Annotated in this window: 14 protein-coding genes; 6 read left to right on the plus strand and 8 right to left on the minus strand. The window is 48.9% G+C overall.

Features of this window, described 5'->3' with window-relative positions; translation table 11 throughout:
• Positions 1-4: 4 nt before the first annotated feature.
• Positions 5-1,042 (plus strand): tetratricopeptide repeat protein, encoded by a 1,038-nt coding sequence (locus AC6R0L_RS03500; protein ID WP_487901470.1) that lies wholly within the window; start codon positions 5-7, stop codon positions 1,040-1,042.
• A 66-nt stretch (positions 1,043-1,108) separates the two neighbouring features.
• Here the strand turns inward: AC6R0L_RS03500 and AC6R0L_RS03505 are convergent, their stop codons facing one another.
• On the minus strand, positions 1,109-2,869 hold the full coding sequence (locus AC6R0L_RS03505; RefSeq protein WP_500628247.1) for a methyl-accepting chemotaxis protein: 1,761 nt from the start codon (positions 2,867-2,869) through the stop codon (positions 1,109-1,111).
• Between the two features lie 151 nt (positions 2,870-3,020).
• Here AC6R0L_RS03505 and AC6R0L_RS03510 point away from each other — a divergent pair, with 151 nt between their 5' ends.
• Positions 3,021-3,635, plus strand: coding sequence for a beta-phosphoglucomutase family hydrolase (locus AC6R0L_RS03510; RefSeq protein ID WP_500628248.1), 615 nt, complete (start codon positions 3,021-3,023; stop codon positions 3,633-3,635).
• Between the two features lie 131 nt (positions 3,636-3,766).
• On the opposite strand, the gene AC6R0L_RS03515 is transcribed toward AC6R0L_RS03510, so the two are convergent.
• Entirely contained in the window at positions 3,767-5,071 is a 1,305-nt protein-coding gene (locus tag AC6R0L_RS03515) for an inosine/guanosine kinase (RefSeq protein WP_500627200.1), read from the minus strand.
• 245 nt (positions 5,072-5,316) lie between these two features.
• Positions 5,317-5,790 carry a CreA family protein gene (locus tag AC6R0L_RS03520; protein WP_500628249.1) on the minus strand — a complete coding sequence of 158 codons (474 nt, stop codon included), beginning with the start codon at positions 5,788-5,790 and terminating at the stop codon, positions 5,317-5,319.
• Positions 5,791-5,963: 173 nt separating this feature from the next.
• Between AC6R0L_RS03520 and AC6R0L_RS03525 the strand changes: the two genes are divergently transcribed.
• On the plus strand, positions 5,964-6,470 hold the full coding sequence (locus tag AC6R0L_RS03525) for a GNAT family N-acetyltransferase (RefSeq protein WP_500628250.1): 507 nt from the start codon (positions 5,964-5,966) through the stop codon (positions 6,468-6,470).
• 169 nt (positions 6,471-6,639) lie between these two features.
• Complete coding sequence (locus AC6R0L_RS03530; protein WP_500628251.1) at positions 6,640-7,281, plus strand: HAD-IA family hydrolase; 642 nt, start codon at positions 6,640-6,642, stop codon at positions 7,279-7,281.
• 76 nt (positions 7,282-7,357) lie between these two features.
• Here AC6R0L_RS03530 and AC6R0L_RS03535 read toward each other — a convergent pair whose 3' ends face one another.
• A complete protein-coding gene (locus AC6R0L_RS03535) occupies positions 7,358-7,813 on the minus strand; it encodes a methylglyoxal synthase (protein ID WP_334551905.1) in 456 nt (151 codons plus the stop codon).
• A gap of 25 nt (positions 7,814-7,838) precedes the next feature.
• The gene (gene torT / locus AC6R0L_RS03540; RefSeq protein ID WP_500628394.1) at positions 7,839-8,831 is read right to left on the minus strand and encodes a TMAO reductase system periplasmic protein TorT; all 993 of its coding nucleotides are present in this window, start codon (positions 8,829-8,831) and stop codon (positions 7,839-7,841) included.
• 89 nt (positions 8,832-8,920) lie between these two features.
• Between torT and torS the strand changes: the two genes are divergently transcribed.
• A complete protein-coding gene (torS, locus tag AC6R0L_RS03545) occupies positions 8,921-11,806 on the plus strand; it encodes a TMAO reductase system sensor histidine kinase/response regulator TorS (protein WP_500628252.1) in 2,886 nt (961 codons plus the stop codon).
• 56 nt (positions 11,807-11,862) lie between these two features.
• Here torS and AC6R0L_RS03550 read toward each other — a convergent pair whose 3' ends face one another.
• Positions 11,863-13,011 (minus strand): iron-containing alcohol dehydrogenase, encoded by a 1,149-nt coding sequence (locus AC6R0L_RS03550; RefSeq protein WP_500628253.1) that lies wholly within the window; start codon positions 13,009-13,011, stop codon positions 11,863-11,865.
• Positions 13,012-13,155: 144 nt separating this feature from the next.
• Between AC6R0L_RS03550 and AC6R0L_RS03555 the strand changes: the two genes are divergently transcribed.
• A complete protein-coding gene (locus AC6R0L_RS03555; RefSeq protein ID WP_500628254.1) occupies positions 13,156-14,043 on the plus strand; it encodes an AraC family transcriptional regulator in 888 nt (295 codons plus the stop codon).
• 170 nt (positions 14,044-14,213) lie between these two features.
• Here AC6R0L_RS03555 and glgC read toward each other — a convergent pair whose 3' ends face one another.
• Positions 14,214-15,431 (minus strand): glucose-1-phosphate adenylyltransferase, encoded by a 1,218-nt coding sequence (glgC, locus tag AC6R0L_RS03560; protein ID WP_500628255.1) that lies wholly within the window; start codon positions 15,429-15,431, stop codon positions 14,214-14,216.
• Positions 15,432-15,576: 145 nt separating this feature from the next.
• Positions 15,577-17,496: a GGDEF domain-containing protein gene (locus tag AC6R0L_RS03565; protein ID WP_500628256.1), complete on the minus strand. Its 1,920-nt coding sequence runs from the start codon at positions 17,494-17,496 to the stop codon at positions 15,577-15,579.
• Positions 17,497-17,509 lie beyond the last annotated feature (13 nt).

The following is a 17,509-nucleotide window of genomic DNA, read 5'->3' on the forward strand; positions in this document are numbered from 1 at the left end:
TATTATGACTCGTCCATTTTCAACTATCGCATTGCTTGTTGCAGCGCTGAGCGTTTCCACTGTGGTTGCTGCGCCTAATCAAACGAATGCAGTGGCACCGAGCCCACTCATGCCACAGGTGGAAACCCAAGCTATCAATCCGGTTCAATTGGCCTACAATGCCCAAGACACGCGTTTGGACGATGAAGAAAGAGCAATGGCATTGATGGCGCTTGCGAGTTACCCGAGTGAGAACGCACTCGTTGCTGTTGCTCGTGGCTTAAAAGATGAGAGCGCTGTGATTCGTCATGGTGCGATTGTCGGCTCTCAGGTATACCCGATTGAGCATCGCTGGCGCATGGTTTCTCCTTTGCTTACCGATGCCGAGCAGATAGTTCGCGTACGAGCGAGTGCGAACCTGGTTCAAGACTTCAATGCGTTAAGTCAATCGCAGAGAGAGCAACTGTCTGAATCGCTCAAAGAGCTTGAGACAAGTCTCGCTGAACAAAATGATCCAGAGTCTTTATTGTTGCTGGCAAACGTGTACCGTTGGACAGAGCGATGGACTCTCGCTGAGCCTATCTATGTGAATTTGGTAGAGAATGATCAATACTCGACAGAGCTTTGGCTCGCTTATGCAGACAACTATCGTGCACAGCAACTGAATGATAAGGCTATCGCGATCTTGGATCAGGCACTGGAACTGAATCCCGAAGCCGCCGCGTTGTACTATTCGAAGTCGTTAGCCTTGGTTCGCACAGATGAGAGAAAGCAGGCAGCGAAAGACATGGACATCGCCGCAAACCTTGCGAAAGATAATAGTTACTACTGGTATCTAAACGGTGTGTTACAAGAGTCGTTGGATATTGAAAAATCGACTCAGTCTTTTGAGACTGCTTACCTTATATCAGGTGCTCCAGAACAGTTATATGCTCTTTGTGATATTTATATCCGTTACGATCATGATAAATCCGAGCCATGTATGGATGAGTTAAGTCAAGTCGCCCCAAGCTATGTCATTGATGAACTCAGAAGTAAGCAAAATGCCAACGTCACTCAATAGAGCGAAATAAAAAGGCGCGCCCAATCGTTGAGCGCGCCTTTTTACCTCATAGCTCTAATAGGTACGTTACTTGGTTTTGAACTCCGCCACCGCTTTGTCCATCTCAATCGCTTGAGCTGAGACGTTATCGACTTCGAGCAAACAGAGTTTGGCCGATTCCATATTACCCTCGGAAATCGAGTTGAGTTCGGTGATGGATTCGCTGACTTGATTCATCACAATCCCTTGCTCTTCAATCGCCGAGGCGATGCGCTCAGAGTTGGCTTGGATGTTGTCCATATCGGAGATGATTTGCTCCAAACTCGCATCCAATGTTTCCGATGCTTTCAAGGTCTCAGCGCCTTGCTCGTTACACTTATCGATATTGGTGACCACTTCGGACATTTGTGACTGAATCGCGCTCACCACTTTGGTGATGTCTTCGGTCGATTGATGCGTTCGGCTTGCCAATGCGCGCACTTCATCGGCCACCACAGCAAATCCGCGTCCTTGCTCACCGGCACGCGCAGCCTCTATCGCGGCGTTCAGCGCAAGTAGGTTGGTCTGTTCAGCAATACCTTGAATGATGTTGACCGCATCACCAATCTTGTCGACGTGATGGTTGAGCGATTGGATAGAGGTCTGACTCTCGCCTAGAATGCTCGACAGCTGATCAATATTACGCACCGTGGATTCCACCACCTCACGACCTTTATGTGCATTGATCGACGCTTGATGAACGCCCTCCACCGCCACTGAGGTACTTTCTGAAATCTCATTGATGGTCGACACCATCTCTTGAACCGATGTGGCCATCGTGGAGGTGTGATCCGCTTGGACATTAAACTGAACAATGACATTTTCCAGTTCTTGATGCATGTTACCGGTCGTGGATGATAGATGCGCAGATTTCTCTTGAGTTCCTGAAATCAGCCCTTCAAGTTTATCGAGGAGACGGTTGAAGTATTGACTGATGGCGACCAACTCATCTTTACCTTTGAGATTGGCACGCAGTGCGACATTATTAGTCCGCGCGATCTCCTGAATCAGAGAGAGCAAGGTGGACACTTGGGTGTTGATCGAACGAGCGATTTGCCAGATGAAGCCAATGATCACCAAAGAGACGATCATGGTAACACTTAACTTGAGGGTCGCTAGGCGAGATTGGGTTTGCGCCGAGTTTTCACTGAGCGCTGAAGAGAAGCTTTTAAATTGCTCCTCGACCGTGTGAGACAGCCCGCGTGTTTGCCCTAGTAGCCCCTCATTGTATTTTAGGCCGACCTTTTTGTGTTGCACGACCAGCGCTTGCGCCGCATTGAGCAGTGATGAGGCATTCGGCGGTAGCAAGGAAGAGTCGAATTCGCCTTCTAGCACTTTCTCATTAAAATCGGCGAGCTGAACCAATTGGTCACTGTCGAGTGATGGGCGAATGGCGTCTAACGCTTGGTTGTAGCGACCAAGCAGTTGGTCTTCATCATTGAGACCATAGGCCTGAAAGGCGGACACCAAGCTAGCAAAGCCTTTTTGATAGGCGAGGATGTCCGTGCGTAATTGTTTAGAAGACGGCAGTTCATGAGCTTTTAAGAGAGTCGATAGCGTTGCCTCTTTGACTAAAAACTTATCAATATTGTCATTGAACGAAGTGAGGTACTTGGCGTCTTTTCTGAGCAGGAAATCTTTCTCGTTACGACGCAAATTGAGCAAGCGGACTTCAAGCTGAGCGACAAGTAGATTCGCTTGATTGAGTTCATTGGTCACTTTGGCAAATTGGGTGGTGGAGAGCAACAACACGCCGATACCGACGATAGCGACTGCCCCCAGAGAATAGAGCTTACTCTTTATGTTCATAATTGCTTCCTAAAAAAGGTGTAACTCATTATTGTTGTTATAGTAATGTGCATACTCTCAAGCTAGTTCAGTACTGAGATGTTTGTCAATCATACTCATGACTACTACTAAAAAACTAGTTTCTTAACCCAAATAGCTTTGTGAATTTTATATGAAGGAATTATTACATTCGTATCAAGGTCTCATTTTTGACATGGATGGCACCCTGATTGATACCATGCCCGCTCACTTGCTGGCGTGGGAAAAGACGGCCGAGCATTTCGAGTTTCCCTTTACGCGCGAATGGCTGCACAGCTTGGGTGGCATGCCGAGTTTTAAAATCGTCGCTGAAGTGAACAGCAAGTACGGCTTGACGTTAGATCCCAATGAAGTGGCGCAATTTAAGATGGCGACATTTAGCAGCCTTGATGATCATGGAGAGCCGATACAAGCCACGATGGCGATTTTCGACCACTTCTACGGTAAAAAGCCACTGGCGGTAGGGACAGGCAGTCAAAGGCAGAGTGCGATGCGCTTGCTGGAAAAAGCGAACCTCATCGAGAAACTCGATGCGATTGTCACTGCCAGTGATGTTGAGCATCACAAACCGAACCCGGATACGTTTTTACTGGCGGCGGAGCAGCTCAAGTTAGCGCCGTCTCAGTGTGTGGTGTTTGAAGATACGCATCTCGGCCGTCAAGCCGCGCACGCAGGCGGAATGGATTGTGTCATGGTGGAAGGGGACGCCTTGGTCTTTTATCCCGCACCAGTTAAAGGCGGCCAATAAAAAACGCGATAGATTGTCACTATCGCGTTTATAAGTATTTCGCGTTTATTACGTATTTAAAGAAGCTCTTGCGCGTTTATTACGTATTTAGAGCAGGTTTGTCACAACCTTAAGTCGTACTGAGCGCGACATTATCGATCCCAATAGGCTTCTTCGAGACTGTCTTCACGCTCTGGTAACGCTCGACCCAATCTCGGCGAGTGTTGCGTGAGCACCTCGTAGCTTACTCGGTTCGCGTACTTACAGATCTGTGATAATGATGAGTAAGTCAAAAACGGCAAGTCATGTTTAGACGAGTTAGGCACATTCATCTTGTGGTGGCTGTTGGCTGCCATGTCATGGAGCAAGGCTGATAATGCCGCATCGCCTGCGCCGTTGGTGTTTTTGATCTCGAGTGGACCACCAAGGTACGGACCAATATGCGAGTAAACTTTCAAAGGCGACTGACAGTCTTGTTTGCGCATCGCGCGGCTAAATTCATACTTATTAAACTCGGCGATGTTGCCCGGCAATAGCGGCAGTTCCGTATCACGCTTCGCTGATTCATCGGTGTAGCCCGCCATGTAAAGGCCAATAGGTCCTGCAGTACACAGCACTAGGTCGACCCATTCGAGCGCTTTGTCAGCCGCGAGCAGAGGATCTTTCTCACCGGTAAGCGCTTCGCCTTCTTCCTCGTTCATCGCGATCACTGAAATGTTCTCTTTGATGTACTCTTGCCACCACGCTGCGTTGCCTTCAATCACCCACTTGGTACCCAAGGTCAGCACAACAGGCACCTGTTTTTGCTTGGCGATTTCAATTGCACGTGCGACCGCTTTTGGCATCGGATCTTCTGGCTTACCGCGCATGAGGTAAGAAGAGACCACCAGTGCTGAGGCTTTATCAAACACTTCTTCAGGAATGCTTTCGGGACGCAGCTGATTCATGTGACCTTCATTGATAGCAAACGTACGTTCACCATTTTCAGAGATCAAGGTATAGCAGCGGCCAATCGATCCCTCGACCATTTGCAAATGATTGAGATTCATACGAGAGGACGTGCGACACAAATAGCGATAGGCGAAGGATCCAACCTCAATGTTTTTCGACATCACACCCAGCAGCACCGACTTGCTGTCCGCAAGCACGGAGTAGTTGTGCAGGGTGTTGCCAATGGTATCACCGGGGTATTGGTGTGTGATCAGCTCGCGTTCCACCAGCTCTTGATATAGCGCATCGGCTTTATCCTCTTCGAGTACCAGTGAGTGTCCTTTGCTCAACTCGTATTTAGCGAGGAAATCGTCATCGACGCGCGCTTCAATATCAACGATGGTTTGACCGACACCGACCACGATAGGGCGGTAGAGCTTCGGTGCTTGCTTCATCTGATTGATCAATGGATCGCGATTGTCAGTAGGAAAGTAGTGCTTAGATTTACGTTGGCCAGGAAATTTCATGCTCAAAAAGGACAGTAAAAAATTTTCGCCAGTCTAACACAAAAGTGCCTTTCAAATTTCATAAAAATTACATAACAATGAGATTTTGATCAAAGAAACGTATCGGGCAAGGAGACCGTTGAGATTGGCTTAAAATACGCTATTGATTTAAGAAGTAAGGCGAGCCAAAACAGCTCGCCTTAAGCCTGCCCACCCCTAGCATGACTTTGGTATAGGGCGGGTCAGTCTGCGTGTGATTCGCGCAATTACTGTGCAGCGACAGGGACCTCCACATACGCATCGGTACCCCAAAGTGGCACGGTCGACAGACTGTGTTTGAAGCTACCTTCGGTTTCTTTGGTTGTGTACGAAAGATAGAGGAGGGACTGTGTGTCGGCATCGTAGATGCGGCGCACTTTCATGGTTTTGAAGAAGATGCTTTTTGACTTTTTGAACACCACTTCACCCGACGCGCTCTTATCGATTTTTGCAATCATATCCGTGGTGATTTCGCCGGTTTGACGGCATGAAATGGAACTGTCGCTTGGATCGGAGAGGCTAAGATTCGCTTCAATGGATGCGATGTGGCAGGTCACGCCTGTCACTACCTCATCTTGCAGTGAGGTGATCTTAATGTCTTTCAATGTAAATAGACCGAGTGAAACGTCACCCACTTCGTTGCTATCACACGCGGTGAGCAGCAGTGAAGCCATGGCAACGCCAAGTAATTTTATCCGCATGGCCGCTATCCCTTCTTAAATTATGGTTGAGCTTTGTGATTGTCGAGCTAACTATGAACCAAGCTTATCTGTTTTATGCTCAAGCAGCCAATAGTTCAATGAAAAACTTGTCGCATCATGATCTTATCGTTAAGCTCATGACGATAAGATTCATGACCTCAAAAAGACATCCCATGCCCAATACCGCCTCTGCCATCACCGAGATGAAAAACCAATGGCTTGCCAGCCAAGTGGACGTAGAATTTCCAACGCCAGAGAGCCTCAAAGGGCACGAACTTTATCAAGCACGCGGTTCAGAGCGAGAGACACACTTGCTTGATCTCAGTGAGTTGTCTCTAGACGAATTCAGTGAGCAAGATGTGTTTGTGGCGGATTTTCATCGCATGACCGTGATGTTTGCCTTGCAACAGGCCAAACAGTGGCAAAGCCAACAAGACAGGGAGTGGATTGTTGAGTTTTTCACTCAGATCATCTACTCAGCACCTTGCCAATTGATCGTTGCGTTTAAAGGCAATCAACCCGTTGGCGCAGCGTTGGTGACCACGCATCAAGGTGCTGCCCTGATTTCAGATGTCGTGATGGAACCGGAATACAAGCGTCATGATCTGATTGCAGCGATAGTGAGTAAACTTGAACTCAATCAATGTGATGCTGTGTATGTTGAACACAGCGCACATTAAGCGCACGAGATAGTCATTATCTTCATCATTTATTCTACCTACCATTCGTGACGCGTGCGAGGGTTCTCAGCAAAACCCTTCCCTTGTCACTTAAAGTGTTAAGTGACGCATTTCAAATCGTGGCCGCTCGTTTACTATTTTGTTTAACGAATTAACAGAGTGTGCGGCTATGTCAGAAACCCAATGCGTGATATTTGATTGTGATGGAACGCTAATCGACAGCGAGAAGCTGTGTTGCCAAGCGCTGAGTGAGACGTTTCATCATTTTGGTGCTGGGCTTTCTACTCAAGATGCCTTAGCCCATTTTGAAGGGGGGAAGTTGGCTGACATTTTAGCAGCAACGAATGAGCGCCTTGGCTGTCGAATTTCAATTGATCAACTAGAACCTTTTTACCGTGAGCGGCTAGATGACTTGTTTGAACGTCATTTAAAGCCCTCGGCCGGTGCCACCGAGCTTTTGAAGCAGCTCGAAGCGAAAGGGATTGAGTACTGTGTGGCCTCAAATGGCCCAAAAAGTAAAATCCGCCGATCGCTTGAGCTGACAGGACTTTACCCTCATTTCGAGAATAAGATTTTCTCTGCGTTCGATACCAACAGTTGGAAACCTGAACCGGATCTGATTTTATATACCGCCATGACCATGGGATTTCGCTTAGAAAATTGTGTCTATGTGGATGACACGGTCAAAGGGTTAGAGGCAGGGATTCGAGCGGGGATTAAAACTGTCCACTATCTGGGCGTCAACAATCGAGTGCATGAGCACGCCCTGCCCAAAATTCACGATTTACGCGAACTGACCAGCTTGATGTGAAGCTATCGATAGACAAAAACAGCCTGCGACGGTGGCAGGCTGAATACTTAATAAGCGAACTAGGTGAATGAAGGCGTTAGGTGCGCTTGGCCAGATACGCCTGGTAGTCTGGGATCTCAATGTCCACTTCTTTCTCAAGCAAGCTGGACTCAAACAGGAACTTGGCCGTTGCGCGGTTGGTAGCCACGGGAATATTCCATACGCTCGCAATACGCAATAGCGCTTTGACATCTGGGTCATGTGGAACCGCGTTGAGTGGATCCCAGAAGAAAATCAGCATGTCGATTTTCCCTTCCGAAATGAGGGCGCCGATCTGTTGGTCCCCGCCCATCGGGCCACTGATCATACTCTTAATGGCAAGGCCGGTCTGTTTACTTAGCATGGTGCCAGTTGTGCCAGTGGCATAAAGAAAGTGACTCTGTAACTTTTCTTTGTTTTCCGTTACCCAGCGCAGCAACTCTGGCTTGCAGTTGTCATGCGCGACCAGCGCAATGTGTTTGTGTGCAGGTAGGGTACGTGTTGTTTTTTCCATGAATGTTCTTCCTGATTATGAATCGTTATTCTTTAGCTAAGACATTAAAAATGGGTCGGTATTCGGATGGTGACAGCGAGGCTTCGATAACCGAACGTGGTAAATGATTGGGCGTTAGCTTAACAATATCGGGCGCAATATGCCTGTCAAAAGGCGCTTGTTTGAGAGATTGAACCGCTTGACGAACCGATAGACGACCTTGCAACACCATCTGATCGCTCGGTGCAAACAGCACTTTATTGCGAAGTAAACCGCGATAGACGCCATGACTGAGGTAGGTAGAGACAAGACCGATTTGCGCGCTCTTTCCGCCGAGGCGCAACTCACTGATTGCCGCTTCAATCGCGACCGCACTGCCAATAAGGTAATGGATATCGCGTTTTTCTGTTACACGCTGAACTAAATTGCGTTGCAGCTCTTTGTCGTTGTCTGCCCAATGCACGCCGGTGATAGTGACATCACTGCCTTCAATTGCTGCCTCGATGCCTTGCATCACAGGTTTGGTACCACCACTTGCCACGGGGCCGGGAAGCACCGCGACGTTAACATGACCACTGCCTTTCGGGTGACGTTTTGCCAAAAACTCGCCAGAGAAATAGCCCATTTCGTACCAATCAACACCGACCTCGCCAAGCAAGACGTCATCGCCGTGTTTGGCATTGTCTAACTGATTGATGGTGGCAAAAACCGGGATATCGGCAGAGAGTTGCGCTAATTTGCCCAAATAGATGTCTGGGGCAACGGTACCGAGCAATATCGCATCGGCTTGCCAATCTCGACAGCGTTGCAACTGAGCGGCCTGTTTACTTTGATTGGGGTAGCCGCCCGCTTCCAGTACTTTCAGTGTCACGCTCTGCGCTTGGGCTTCTTGCACCATGCCATAGTTGACCGATAGCCAGTACGAGTCTTTTAGATGCGGATAAAGCGCGCAGATCTTAAACGCGGGTGAGGCAATCGCCACCGATGACCATGATACAAACAGCGCACCAAGCAGCAGAGAGGATTTCAGTGTTGGGATCAAAGTCATTAAGCAATTCATTGGTAAAGTCGTGATAAACCTTGCAAAATATAACCCAATATTTCGGTGTACAGAAGCGATGATTTGTTATGTTACTAGCCAAGGCCAGCATTGGGCGTACGCTCTTATTCGCCTTTGTCGCAATGGGGCTTTTGGTTGTCATCTCGGCGTTGATCGGCATGGCGGGCTTTTCTATGGTGGCGAAAACCGAGCGCGGCGTGGTCAATACGGCGATTCCCTCTATGGTGGAAGCGCGGCAAGTATCGGAGCTCAGCGCTCGTATTCTTTCATCTGTCCATACCTTATCGAACGCGAAAACCGCTCAGCAACATCGTGACTCCGGTCAAGCGCTACTGACACAGCTCGAATCTTTGTTATTGCATATTAAACAACTTGGCGCAGAGGCGTTTGACTCAACCTTATTGGAACAGTTAGAAATCGATGTCGAGCAGGTGATTGATAGCGTAGTTCAATTGGGTGTTGTGGTGGAAAAGCGTTTGAGCTTTAACCAGCAACTTTCGGCAGATACGAGGGAGATGCGCCAATTTGCAACGGAGCTAGAAGAGCTCACCCGTACCCAAGTGGCAAACACCAGTACTATCGCGGTCGCCAACGTGACGCATATCTATAATCTGCTTGGTGAAAACAAGCTCACGGATGCCTACCAAGCGCTGGATGCGCTGGTGGAAGTGGACATGGATTTGTCTGAACGTTTGCACGAACTGCATCTGCTGGCGTTTCGATTGCTCAATCAAATTGAAGAGTCGCGGACCATGAATGATGCGCAGCGTATTGAGGCCGTCAGATCCGCTTATCAGAACAACATCGAGATTATGCAGCGCCGGGTTATGGGAGTCGAGGATCCCACTCGCTCACAGCAAATGGCCGACTTACTGGAACAATTGGCGCAGCGACAATCGGTGTTTACGCTATTGCTTGAGCGATACCAAAATGAGCTTGCCGCACAGGCGCTGCTCCAAGCTACCTTTGATCAATTTTCTCAGCTCAACTCGACAGTGACGCATCTAGTGGATCAATCCAACCGCTCGACTACTACAGCGGTTGAACGGCTTAAAGGTACGTTGAGTTATGCGCAGTGGCTCTTGGCGATTATCACCGCACTTGGCTTAGCGGTGGCCATCTTCATTGTCTGGCGCGTTGTATATCAATCCGTGCTCAAACGTTTGGATAACTACTCGACCGCACTGCTCACGATCTCTAAAGGGGATCTTAATGTGGATTTTGAGGTGCGTGGTAAGGATGAGTTAGCAGAGATGGGGCGCGCGATTCTGACGGCGCGAGACACCGCCAAAGCGCTGAAAGTGGTGGCTGACAGTGAAGCGAAAGCCAAACAAGCGCTTGAATCACATAAAAGCCACCTGGAAGAACAGGTCGAATTGCGCACTGAGCAACTGCAAACGGCCAATCAACGTCTAAATCAAGAAGTGGAGCAGCATGCTGATGCGCGTTCACAAGCAGAGCAAGCCAGCCAAGCGAAATCCGCCTTTTTAGCCACCATGAGCCATGAAATTCGAACGCCGATGAACGGAGTTCTCGGCACCGCGAGGCTACTGACAGAAACGCCGCTTGATCAACAGCAGCAGCGCTACGTCGACATCATCACCCACAGTGGGCGAACCTTGCTGGCAATACTCAATGATGTGCTTGATTACAGTAAAATTGAGGCCGGACATATGGAGATTCGTCCGGCTTCATTCCCAATCCGCGCTATGGTGGAAGATGTAGTGGCGCTGCATCAGGCCGACGCGTTGGCTAAAGGATTGTCACTCTCATATACGGTTGAAAGCGATGTCGCCGAGAGCGTGTTTGCCGACAGCACGCGTCTTAGCCAAGTGCTGAATAACTTGGTGGCGAATGCGGTTAAGTTTACTGACAGTGGCTACATTGATGTGTATATCGCCAATGATCCAGCGAAAGCTGAGCACGTTTTGTTCGATGTGAGTGACAGTGGCGTAGGAATAGCCAAGCCAGATCAAAGTGAGCTCTTCTCTGCGTTTACCCAAGTGCATCAAGGACAAGGCAAACTGGGTGGAACAGGTCTTGGGCTTGCGATCAGCCAAAAAATTGTGCGGGCGATGGGCGGCGAGATTGCGCTTGAATCGGATCAGAATCAAGGCAGCCGCTTCTACTTTTCTTTGCCGATGCCTGTAGGGGCGACGTCACGCAAAGATTCACACAATCATGCAGTGACAACAACGTCTGCTCGCGTATTGCTGGTAGAAGACAATGAAGTCAATCGCTTTGTCGCTGAGGGATTTTTGGCGGCGCTCGGGCATCACACCGACGCAGTCGACACTCTCGCTAAGGGAACCGCGCGATTTAAGGCTCACACTTATGACATTGCGCTGATTGATATTAATCTTCCAGATGGCAGTGGTGTGGATTTAATGCAAAGCATGAAGCGTGACACCGATTGCGAGACGAAGATGATTGCGGTCTCTGCGCACGTGTTCAACCAAGAGGTCGAGCGATACCTGCAAGCGGGATTTGATGGCTATCTACCCAAACCGCTAGATAAAGACGCCCTCGATGCCATGATTCATACATTGATGACGGGAGAAGCGATGGATGATGCGCCGCGCCAACCCGCGCCTATAAGTGCAGATCCTCCCACGCTATTGAACACACAACTGATTGACACCGACATCAAGGCGTTGGGTTTTAGCCAATTACAAGAACTCGCCGATCTTTTTGCCCGCACTACCCAGACATCATTAACTCAGCTGGAACAGGCATTCGTCGATAATCACCCTCGAAAGGTGTCTGACATCGCACATAAATTGAAAGGCTCTGCTGCCAGTTTGGGCTTGGAGCAACTGAGAGCACTTTGTCACCAATGGGAAAACTCGCCGAGCGAAGTGGGCAACGACATCACAGGACTTCGTGAGGAGGTCGACAAGTCTTTGCAAGCATTGCAGGCCTATTTAAAGGAAAGATCGGAGAAGCGTGAATAGATTAAGGAATTAAAAAGAGCAGCGTTTGCTGCTCTTTGCGTTATTAAGCGTTTTGATTAGGCGATCGCCGCTTCAAGAATTTGACGACTGGCCTTTAGGTCAATGGCTTGGTTTTCACCGAGCGCCGACATGCCGTGGCTCTCTAGTTGTGATACGACACTGTCAACGGCCGCGCCTTTATCTGCCTGATACTCATCAAACTGTGTTGACACACCGAGTGAGTGGTAGAAAGCTTCAATGTGCTGAATCGTCTCTTCGGCAAGGTTGTCGCTGGCAGCTAGACCAAAGACGTTGATGCCCATCTGCTCGAGTTTGCCTTTTTTCGCCGCTAACTGGTTGCGCAGTAGGGAAGGTTGCACAATCGCCAGTGAACGTGCGTGGTCAACACCCCAAAGCGCCGTAAACTCATGACCAATCATGTGCGTTGCCCAATCTTGCGGGACACCTGCACCGATCAAGCCGTTAAGCGCTTGGTTGGCCGTCCACATCAGGTTTGCGCGCCACTGATCGTTGTCACGGTCAGCAAATTGTTCACCGAGCTGTTTTAGATTTTTCAACAATGTTTCTGCGTAGCCATCTTGAACCATAGCGCCATGTTGGTAGGTGATGTACTGCTCACAGACGTGTACCCACGCATCAACAATACCGTTGACCAACTGTTTTTCCGGTAGGGTTTTCATCACGTCCGGGTCCATCACAGCAAATTTAGGCTGCACGAAAGGTGACATGAATGCCAACTTATCATGCGTTTCAGCTTTAGTGATCACGGCGCCTGAGTTTGACTCAGAGCCAGTCGCTGGCAGGGTCAGAATCGCAGCAAGTGGTGTGGCTGAAGTGACTGGGTGTTTACCTGTCAGAATATCCCAGCCGTCGCCATCAACGTGTGCAGCAGCAGCGACGTATTTAGAGCCGTCAATCACTGAACCACCACCCACAGCTAAGATGAAATCGACCGATTGCTCTTTAACGATCGCTACCGCTTTGTCGAGTGTTTCTTTGGTTGGGTTTGGCTCAACGCCAGAGAATTCAACCCAAGAATGCGCGTTGAGTGCCGTGACCACTTGGTCATACACGCCGTTTTTCTTGATGGAACCACCACCGTAGATCACGAGTACTTTTTGGTCTGTAGGAATTTGCGCAGCGATGTTTGCGATCTGACCTTGACCGAATAAAATTTTGGTTGGATTAACATAGGTGAATTGCATTGACATTACCCTCTTGTGTTATTGGGATAGTATTGATTTTGTATGTGTGCATAATAGTAATCAAATGAGACGGGATAAAGGCGAAATTCTGCATTTATTTTGCCTAATCCTACTTATATTGCTTGGGTGAATAGGTGGTAAGCGATGACGCTGGTGGATTGGATGGAGCAATACGTTGAGCAAAATGGCCTCGACGATTTGGAAGGGGTAGTCGGTACCGCCATTGAAGGCGTGTGGTTTTATCGAAGCTCCAAGGGGAATAAACGCCAACCTTTGGTCTACCAATCAGGCGTGATCATATTGGGGCAGGGGACAAAACATATCTATCTAGGCGATAAGCCCGTTAAATATGGTGGCGATGACTATCTTGTGGTCGGCGTACCGCTCCCCCTTGAATGTGAAGCCATTGCTGATGCTGGCAAGCCACTGATGGGGTTAACGGTCGATGTCGATCCTCAAGTGCTGCACCGTTTAGTCAATAAGCTTGAAGAGCTAAACGTTCAGCCAAAGGCGATGACGCCTGCGCGCAGTGAAGGGCTCTCTTCAGTGAGTATGGACAACGATATGATGGACGTGAGTTGTCGAATCATGAAGGCACTTTGTCATCCTGTAGATAGCGCTCTGTTAGGTGAGTCTCTAACTGAAGAGTTGGCACTGAGAGCACTACTTAGCAGCGAAGGGCATGTGCTGTTCGATTTAGCCAAGCACGAAGGGCATTACGCGCGCGTCGCCAAAGCGCTCGAGTATGTGCATCATCACTACCATGACTCACTCACTGTTCAAGGGTTGGCTGAGAGGGCGAACATGAGCATTTCCGCTTTTCATCAAGCGTTTCGCTCTGTGACGTTAGAAACCCCTATTCAGTACATTAAAAAGGTGCGCCTAAACAAAGCGAAAGAGTTGATTCATCTTGATGGATTGAAGGTCAGTGAAGCCGCAAGGCGAGTCGGTTACAACAGCACCTCGCAATTCTCCCGGGAGTACAAGCGCCATTTTAACGAAACACCTCGTGCTGGCGCGTTAGCGGCGTAACCGAGCTATGTCCTAAAAAAGGGAAAGTGAATCGCACGCAATTTGCTGTGTTAATCCGATCGCAAATAGGTGATAATTACTCTCAACAAATCGAAGATTTGTCACTTACCCCTATAGGAGATCTAGTCAATCTCTGAGTGAAGCCTCTAACTTAGGTTAGAGGCTTTTTTTTACGAAAAACTGTAACTCTCTGGCACCACCACGATGCCGTCTGAGGAAATCTTAAAGCGCTTGGCATCTTCTTTCGCATCGACGCCGATTTCTGTGTTGGCGGGGATTCGGACGTGCTTATCAACGATGCAGTTGACCAAGCGGCAGCCTTCACCCACTTCAACATCATCAAACAAGATGCTGCCAGCGATGGTGGCGCCGTCGTTAATACGCACGTTGGGCGAGATAATGGAATGATGCACTGAGCCACCGGAGTTGATCACGCCATTGGCAATAATGGAATTAATGAAAATACCCTCATTGCCTGTGGCTGAGGAGACGGTCCGTGCCGGAGGAAACTGGGACTCGTAAGTGCGAATTGGCCAGTTTGCCTGATAGAGGTTCATTGGGGGAACGGGTTCGAGTAGATCCATATTGGCCTGATAGAAGGAGTCGATGGTACCCACATCTCGCCAGTAGCAGTCTCTGTCAACTCGACCTTTGTCGTTGCAGAAGTTATAAGCGTAGACGCCTTGCTCTTGGATGAGTTTTGGAATGACGTCTTTGCCAAAATCGTGTGAAGAGTGGCTATCTTTGGCATCCGCTTCTAGAGAGCGGGTCAGGGTTTTCATATCGAAGATATAAATGCCCATCGACACAAGACTACGCGTATCATTGCCCGGCAGTGATGGCGGATCTTGCGGCTTTTCAATAAAATCGTCGATGCGGCCGCTTTCGCCCACAGAGACACAGCCAAAGGCTGACGCTTCACTGCGCGGGACGTCCATACAGGCAATCGTCAGCTTCGCGTTCTTATCAATATGTTCTTTGAGCATCTCCGCGTAATCCATGCGATAGATGTGATCGCCCGACAAGACGATGACATATTTGGCATCGCTGCGGCTCAAAAGCCATAGATTATGGTAGATTGCATCAGCGGTGCCTTCATACCATTTACCACCACCGCGCATTTGAGGTGGAACGGCGGTGATGTACTCGCCAAGTTCAGGGTTAAAAATAGACCAGCCATCTCGTAGATGTTTTTGTAATGAGTGAGACTTGTACTGGGTAAGGACGAGGATTTTCCGAAGTCCAGAGTGTAGGCAATTGGTTAGGGTGAAATCAATAATACGGTACTTTCCGCCAAAAGGAACGGCAGGTTTTGCGCGATCGTCCGTGAGGGGGCTAAGACGAGAGCCCATTCCTCCAGCGAGAATGACCGTGAGAGCGTCTTGCATACTATTCTCCATAATAGTGCGGGGGTACTACTGGGGTATCAAGAACCGAGCCAACCCGAAGGTGATGGTGTTACCTAAGTATAGCGCTCGATAGGGCGTTTATCTGCGCTATCGTGGTGCGTGAACAAAATAATCTTGCACCAATTTAGACGAAGGCTTGCACCTGATCACTTTTGATCACGGAAATACGATTTCTGCCCAGATATTTAGAGTCGTAAAGCGCCATATCGGTGCGTTTGTAGGTCTGACTTGGATTCGCGCAGACATCACTGACACCGCCACTTAACGTCACGTTATGCATAGAGTGTTGTTCAACCACATTGCGTATGCGATTGGAGACGGCTTCCGCTTCTTCAACCGAGGTGTTAGGCATGATGACAGCAAACTCTTCACCACCGACACGGGCGAGCAAATCCGTTTCTCTTAACTCACCTTTCAATAACTGCGCCACGCTTTTAATCACGTGATCACCGACATCGTGACCGTACTGGTCGTTAACCTGCTTAAAATGGTCGATGTCGAATAAACAGAGCGCTGCCTGTTCCTCTTCCGGATAACGCTTCACACGCATGCATAGGCTTTGCAATTCAATATCAAACTTGCGTCGGTTCCATTGCGATGTGAGGGCGTCTTTTTCACTCAATCGGCGCAGTTGCTGTTCCAATGCCTTCAATTCGGAGATATCGACAAATGAGGCGACATAGAACTGAATTTTGCCATCGTGATTCTTGACCGTTTGGATGCGCAGCAACTCAGTGATAAGGGTGGCATCTTTGCGTCGATTGATGATTTCTCCCTGCCAAATTCCCCTTGTATGAATAGACTCCCACATCTCACGATAGAACTTTTGCGTATGTTCTCCGGAGGCAAACATCGACGGCTGTTGACCTTTGACCTCTTCAAAGGTGTAACCACTAATCCGGCAGAGCTCGTCATTCACCTTGATAATCCGATTGTCTTTATCTGTGATCATCAGAGCAGACATACCGTTTATCGCCGCGCGGGCAATTTTGCTTTCCAAGCTGTTTTTGTGGTGATTGTCATTCCAAATGACAAAGGATAGGGCAATCAGAAAAATCACCGCCGAGACAGAACACAACTGAACAAATAGCTCGAAGCGTTCGGCGCGACTGATCTGGTTAGCCTGCTGGGCAGGCATAGTCACGAAGAGCAAAAGCGATTGAGTATGCTGACCGAGGGTAAAATCGATGGTTTGATAGGTCAGCCAAGCATTAGACTCGTGCACTGTTCCTGAGGCGTTTATCGCTTGCTGTCGCCATAGCAATGGGAAGTCATTGGCGACAGAATGCTGGGCTCGGCCGGGGAGCAGATCACCAAACAGCGTTGCTGTATCGGGAGACAGCACATAAAAGCCGTTTGCATTAGCAACGATGGGCTTCGAACCGCTGTTGTCTCGATACGCCAACTCGTCATAAATCATCGACAGATTGAGATTCGCGATGAAGTAGCCTTGTCGGACGCCAGAAGTCGCAACGGGCACGATCACGCGCAGCGCCGGCGTGTACGGGCGTGCGTATTTACCGTGCTCAATCTCGAGATCAATGCCATACACCCCCAGTTGGCCGTCTTCCAAGCTCTGCGCATAAGAAAAATAGTTGCGCCCGGATTTATCTTGCAAAAATTCATCTTCAACGATATGGGTTGTACGACCATTGTGGTTGATACGAATTTTTTCTTGGCCATGGATGTCCAAATAACGCAGTTGCGAGTAGTAGCCTTGGGTTCGAGCGACGAGGGCCCAAAAGTCTTCAATTATACTTCGTGAGAGCGGAGAGGGAGAGTCGATAGCACGGTGCAGTAGGCCATTGTTGGCCAGTTCCACAACAGAGAGTTGAATTTTTTGATTGATGGCACCAAGCTCTGCCACCGCGTAATTGACTTTGGCTTGCTCAATCATGGCGACTTGTTGTGCAGTACGAGTCTCGAGATCATCAAGTCGCTCATAGAAATAAATCGCAGGGACAACAGAGAGTGCGCTAAACACGAGGATAAATTGCAACAAAAGTTTGGTCGGAGAGTAGTAGCGCATTGCGTCTAGAGTCATCTTCTGGATTTAT

The organism is Vibrio sp. R15-SG3-ISO1A, assembly GCF_059833955.1.